The organism is Armatimonas sp., assembly GCF_043760365.1.
GTDB lineage: Bacteria > Armatimonadota > Armatimonadia > Armatimonadales > Armatimonadaceae > Armatimonas.
Map to the genome: position 1 here is coordinate 1 of NZ_JAYUPA010000224.1, position 5,789 is coordinate 5,789.

Below are 5,789 nucleotides of genomic sequence, written 5' to 3' on the forward strand. Positions count from 1 at the left end.
GCATCATCAAAAGTACGGAGTGCAAATCTTCCACTCTGCAAATTATTCGGGTAAGCGAGTTTTCTTGATCGCAGGCCAGTCGCGGCAACAAGAAAGTCAAACTCAATTTTTTTTTCAGATCGCAAAGTTACGCTTCGTTGCTCCAAAGACAATTGCTCAACGCTATCGCCTAAAGTGAATTCGGCATTTAAATCATCACTTCTGATGGGGAAGCTAACTTGGGTAAAATCTTGATCTTGGGCTAACAAGGCCTTTGAGAGTGGCGGCCGATTGTAGGGCATGTGGGATTCACTTCCGAGAATATGGATCTGGCCCGGATATTTATATCGGCGAAGTGACTCTGCAGTTCGCAGGCCACCCATCCCCGCTCCGACGATAAGCGTCCTAAGAGATGAACGGTTATTCGAAATCATTAATCAAGGATTTGAATCGCTTGCATAGGGCAAATATCGGCTGAAGCTTTAACGTTATCGCGCTCGGACTCATAGCAGCCCTCGGTGGCAAGCGAAAAAAATACCCCCGAGGTGGCAGCGAATGCCGGTCAAATCCTCCTCGGTTTTCTGGGTAAGCTGGGGGGCTTGCTCAATGGCATCGTCGAGCTGATTCTGCTGCCTGTTCTCGCGTTTTACTTGCTAGTCGAAGGCCGCGCTCTGCGCAACGAGCTGGTACGTTTCGTCCCGACCACGAAGCGCCGTACTGCTCTCGCCTTGCTTCGCGAGAGTGCGAGCATCATGCGCGCCTACCTCATCGCCCAGCTCCTGCTCGCCAGTATTGCGGGGGTATTTGTCGGGACGATGCTAGGTGTGCTTCACATTCCCTACGCCCTCGTGCTGGCGCTGGTGGCCGCCATAACACGTGCCATCCCCGTTATCGGTCCCTTACTGGGCGGCATTCCCGTGGGAGTGATTGTCTTCGTCGAGTGCAGCCGCCAGGGCAACTACACCCTATTGGCCATCGTCATGACCTTGTTTACCCTGATGCACCTACTGGAGAGCAAGGCCCTCACTCCCTTTATCTTAGGCAAGGGCCTCAACCTGCACCCGATCATGGTGATTGTCGCGCTGCTCATCGGCGGGGAGTTCTTCGGCCTGCTAGGAATGTTCCTCGCCGCCCCCGTCACGGCTTTGATCCGTACGGTACTGCTCCACATCTATGTCCACCCCAAGCGAACGCACCACCGTAGCAGCACCCGCCTCGCCCGTGCACTGCACCATCAGGAAGAGCAGGCATAGGACCCAAGTGCAGGCATAGGACCCAAGTGAATGAGACACAAAGCACCGACGTTGTTATTCACCAGCTTACCATTAGGCATCCTCTTATTGACAACTATTATCAATAAATTCCCTCAAGAGGAGGCCACGCCTGAAAGAGTTGAGTTCTTAAAAGATCAAGAGATCGAGACAATTGTATACACACAGGACGATCCCTTTAGTGTCGTCCATCTCATTGAAAAATACAATACAAAACCGGATGAGCTAGAAAACCTCCTGGTTATCTGCATCGAAAAAAAGAGATATCAAACCTATAAGTTCATTACGAACAAATATCCAGAAATTCCTACAAATAAAATATACATATTAATGGATAAGCTAGTCTTATTTGGAAACACTGACCAGCTTGCCTTTTTACTAGAATCAGGAATACCCATAAGATCACTTGAAGAAAAGGGTTTCCCTCTTCTTCATTCTGCCTGTATTACTGGCAATTTAGACATAGTAAAATTACTGATAAAACATCATGCAAACGTAAATCTAAGATCAAAAACCTACTCACCAATTAACCGTAAAATGATGTTAAATGAAATCATTTCCTACATCGAAAAACATCAAAAGAACAACAGAGAACGCAAAATTGGATTTAGCGGAACCACGCCTTTAATGGAATGCGTTATTCATGAAGACCCAGAAGCGGTTAAACTCCTCTTAGCGAACGGAGCGGATAAGTCAATCAAGCAGGTCACAGGAACGACAGCCCGAGAGATGACGTTAGACATCATAAAAAGTGACCGTATAAAAGACAAACATACCTTCCTGAAAATATTAGGATTACTCAGTGCCGATTGAAATCGCCGGGTGAAATCAATTTTCCACCAGAAAGACTAGCCACTCTTGGAACTGTTTATTAAAGCCATTGTCCTGGGAATTATCCAGGGCCTCACCGAGTTTCTCCCCGTCTCGTCGTCGGCGCACCTGGATCTGATTCCTCGAATGCTCGGCTGGGGCGATGCGGGTGTCGCTTTCACGGCAGTGATCCAGCTCGGAACCCTGCTCGCTGTTTTTGTCTACTTCCGCAAGCGCATCGGGCAGACCCTTGCTGGAATCTGGAAGGCACTGAAGCAAGCGCCGCCGCCGCCGGGTGAACCGCGAACGACCTCGTGGGAAGTGCAACTCTTGCTCGCAGTCTGTATTGGGACGATTCCGTTGGCGCTCCTGGCGCTGGCGCTGAAGAAGTACATCGAGACAACTCTACGCGAACCCGTACCCGTCGCCAGTATGCTGATTCTGATGGGCCTGGCTCTCTGGCTGGTCGAGAAGGGCACGGAGAAGCTACGTGAACGCCCCCTCACCGACATCACCTGGCGCGACGGCCTAGCGGTCGGGCTGATGCAAGCGCTTGCTTTAGTCCCTGGAGTCTCACGCTCCGGCTCGACTCTCATCGGCGCATTTTTGCGCAAGTTTGACCGCGATGCCGCTCTGGAGTTCTCGTTTTTACTCTCGCTCCCCGCGGTGCTTCTCTCGGGTCTCTTCGAGCTAAAAGAGGTCATCAAGCCCAAGGCGACGGAGGTGACACTACCGGGCACGATGCACTTCAGCATGATGGAGACACTTGTCGCGACCATTGTGGCTTTTGTGGTCGGCTACGCCTCGATTGCCTGGATGCTCAAGTACTTGGCGAAGCACTCGACGCTCTTTTTTGTGATCTGGCGGGTCGTGCTGGGCGTGGTTGTGCTGACAATGCATGGCATGGGTAAGCTGCCGTAGATGCCGACACTGGCTCTGTGGCAGTGGGCGCTCCTGGCGTTTGGTGCGTTCTCTGTAGGAATCTCCAAGACCGGCGTCCCGGGCCTAGGCATTGTCAGTGTGGTGATTTTCACCCTGCTGCTGCCCACGAAGTTTTCGGTGGGCGCAGCGCTGCTCGTGCTCATCTGCGCGGATTTACTGGCTGTCGCCGTGCACCGTAAGAATGGGGATATCAAACAGATCCTGCGCCTACTGCCCTGGAGCGTGGTCGGGATCGCGCTCGGGGCGCTCTTCCTGAATCGGATGGACGATAGGCTGCTCAAGCCGGTTCTGGGCGCGGTGCTCTTTGCCATCTGTCTGACGGGAATCTGGCGTAGCCAGCAAAAAGGCGTGCCGAAAGTCCCCGCCTGGGCCGCACCGCTCGCCGGGCTTGCGGCGGGCTTCACGACCATGATCGCCAACGCCGCCGGTCCTGTCACGACACTCTATCTGCTGGCCATGCGCCTGCCCAAAGAAGCGTTTCTGGGAACGGCTGCCGTGTACTTTTTTCTCATCAACTGGATCAAAGTTCCCTTCAGCATCTTCCTCAGCCACAACGTCGCGTGGGAGAGCCTGCGCTTCGCTGTCTGGCTCTTTCCCTACGCGATTCTGGGGGGATTGGTCGGAAAGCCGCTCTCGGAGCGTATCTCCCAGCAGCGCTTCGAGCAGCTTGCACTGGCGCTCACCGCTCTGGGCAGCCTCTGGATGCTGGTACGTTCGCTAATCCCATAGCACGCCTTAATCCCGCAGCACGCCTTCGTCGCTGAGCAGCGTGCAGAGATTCGGATCGTGGAGCAGTGCCAGCACATCGCAGGGCTTACCCTTCAGAAGCGCGGCGCGTTGAACAAAGCGAATCCCATGGCTGTAGTCCACGTAGGTCTCACGGTGGACAGTGGTCAGGGGCTGGATAGGCTGGCCATCGAGCTTGTGCCAGCCGTAGATCGCCACTTTATGCGGCTTCTCTTTCAGGCGATTGGTCAGCACGACATCCTTCTTAATCCCCGCCACTAGCAGCCCGAGCGGCTTGCCCGCGCGTTGCTCCTCGATGAGCTTGTGGTGCTGCACAAACGTACGGGCCACCTCCCGCGCTTCGGTTAGGGGCCGGGGTTCGAGCTTGAGCGCCGCTTGCTGGTAAATGGCGCCTACCAAGAGCCTTGTCGGTAGCGTGCAGCCAAAGGCATCCGCAAGAAGCTGCGCCGTCATGGGCGTGAGGGGCATGCGAATAAAGTCCATGTCGCTACCGACGGCCAGATAGTCGGGCAGGACATAGCACGTTAAGCTTCCTAAAACAACGGGCTGGAAAGTCCGCAGAAACTCCGGCAGATTCCCCCGCAGCAGCTCTTGTGCGAGAACGTCCTCGCGCTCCGCAACCGTCAGCTTCTCCAGCCGTGCAAAGATCTCGCTGCCGCCTAGGGCGCTTGCCAGGCGCGGTGGAATCCCAGCGGCAGGCTGGATGAATTTCGTGTAGCGGCGTGGCTCCGAAAATGCCTGGGTCGGGTTCAGTACGGCAAGCAGGCCGTTCCACTCCCCCACCAGCGCGGTGTGGAGAATGGCGTTTTTGAGGTTCTGGTGGACACGCAGAACAAGCTGCCCCCCAGGGCCCGTCTGGCTGATCACCGGCCCAATCTCGCTCTCGGTCAGCGGAAGCTCTCTTGCGAAGCGCACCCGCATCCGCTCCGTCGCCCGGAACGTCCCCCCCTCCGGGCCGACCACTTTCTTGCCACTCAGCAGGATCTCCCGGTCATCGTAGGCGAGCACGATAAGCCGCCTCGCCTTGTCGCCACGCAGCCAGGTGAGTAATTTATCGCCGTGCTTGTCCGTGTCGCTGTAGGAGTAGTTGGCATCGAGAAAGCCGATGGTGTCAACAAAGTCCGGGATGGTCTCGCCACCATTGAGGAAGCCAAACAAGAAGCTCCCGCCGCCGCTGTGGCCCGTGAGTGCGACGCGAGGGTTGGGAAAGAGCACACGTAGCTGGTCTACAAAGCGCCGGATCAGTGCCGCGTTGTCCGAGTGCTTCTGTCGCCACACAGGCCAGCTCAGGCCACTGGCTTCCAGGCTGGCCAGCGCGATATTCTCGCCGGGGGTCTGTTCCCGCAGGAGCCGAATCTGCGCCGCGACGTGCTGAATATCAAAGTGCCAGTCGGTCTTGTTGGTTTTCTCAGAGAGCTGGCTCCCTAACGTCTGCTCAATCGTATTCCCGTTGGGCATCGTGAAGATCACGAGGCGCGTCGGTTTTGCCGGATCGAAGGCGAGCGGCGCGTTGAGCACCGCTCGAACATCGGGCAAAAGCCAAGTTTCGTGCACCTGCTCGGCGAACCAGGGGCTTGCATGGAAACCGGGCAGAAGCGACATTTGGTGCCTAGCCTTTCGGCTCCAGTGCGAACTGATGCGCACGGGGTTTGGCGGCATCGCGCTGGGCTTTGGTGAGCGGCTCGTCGGCGGCGTCTAAGTTTTTGAGAAGCGCTGGGAGAAACTGGGTGACCTGCGGGTCATTGGCTTGCGGCACCTGGTACTCGCGCCAGCGGCTGTTGTGGACATTGGCGCGGAGCTGCGTGAGCTTACCCACAAGAAGCGCCTGCTGGAGCATGGGCGTGTTCAGAGTCGCCAGATTCACCCCGGCGGCGAGCTGCTCTTTAGTAAACTCCCCGATACTCTTGCCGTCAATTTTGAGCGTGTAGCGCGGGGCGGCGAGGTTGGTGACCGTGAGGGTCTCCTGGTCGAGCGCCTGCACAAAGTCCGATGAGGCCACGGCGAGGTTGTAGGGCGCTGCGGCGTTCGGATCGGGCGAGC

The 5,789-nt window shown here is 56.2% G+C and carries 6 protein-coding genes and 1 pseudogene; 4 read left to right on the top strand and 3 right to left on the bottom strand.

Annotated features, from left to right (window positions below):
- Positions 1-413: FAD-dependent oxidoreductase (locus ACH2EH_RS05425; protein WP_395139678.1), on the bottom strand; the 413-nt coding region annotated here is incomplete at its 3' end.
- A 111-nt stretch (positions 414-524) separates the two neighbouring features.
- Between ACH2EH_RS05425 and ACH2EH_RS05430 the strand changes: the two genes are divergently transcribed.
- The 4 genes from ACH2EH_RS05430 to ACH2EH_RS05445 are packed head-to-tail and all read left to right on the top strand — an operon-like array spanning position 525 to position 3,731.
- Positions 525-1,232 (top strand): AI-2E family transporter, encoded by a 708-nt coding sequence (locus tag ACH2EH_RS05430; RefSeq protein WP_395139680.1) that lies wholly within the window; start codon positions 525-527, stop codon positions 1,230-1,232.
- 30 nt (positions 1,233-1,262) lie between these two features.
- Positions 1,263-2,063 carry an ankyrin repeat domain-containing protein gene (locus ACH2EH_RS05435; RefSeq protein ID WP_395139682.1) on the top strand — a complete coding sequence of 267 codons (801 nt, stop codon included), beginning with the start codon at positions 1,263-1,265 and terminating at the stop codon, positions 2,061-2,063.
- Between the two features lie 45 nt (positions 2,064-2,108).
- Complete coding sequence (gene uppP, locus ACH2EH_RS05440) at positions 2,109-2,981, top strand: undecaprenyl-diphosphatase UppP (RefSeq protein ID WP_395139684.1); 873 nt, start codon at positions 2,109-2,111, stop codon at positions 2,979-2,981.
- A complete protein-coding gene (locus tag ACH2EH_RS05445; protein ID WP_395139686.1) occupies positions 2,982-3,731 on the top strand; it encodes a sulfite exporter TauE/SafE family protein in 750 nt (249 codons plus the stop codon).
- 6 nt (positions 3,732-3,737) lie between these two features.
- Here ACH2EH_RS05445 and ACH2EH_RS05450 read toward each other — a convergent pair whose 3' ends face one another.
- Positions 3,738-5,351: a hypothetical protein gene (locus ACH2EH_RS05450; protein WP_395139688.1), complete on the bottom strand. Its 1,614-nt coding sequence runs from the start codon at positions 5,349-5,351 to the stop codon at positions 3,738-3,740.
- 7 nt (positions 5,352-5,358) lie between these two features.
- Positions 5,359-5,789: pseudogene (locus ACH2EH_RS05455) on the bottom strand (GDSL family lipase); the annotation flags it as partial.

What these genes read in the sequence shown, in the direction of transcription:
- ACH2EH_RS05435 (WP_395139682.1), top strand. Translation starts at nt 1,263, where the DNA reads ATGAGACACAAAGCACCGACGTTGTTATTCACCAGCTTACCATTAGGC.
- ACH2EH_RS05445 (WP_395139686.1), top strand. Translation starts at nt 2,982, where the DNA reads ATGCCGACACTGGCTCTGTGGCAGTGGGCGCTCCTGGCGTTTGGTGCG.
- ACH2EH_RS05450 (WP_395139688.1), bottom strand. Translation starts at nt 5,351, where the DNA reads ATGTCGCTTCTGCCCGGTTTCCATGCAAGCCCCTGGTTCGCCGAGCAG.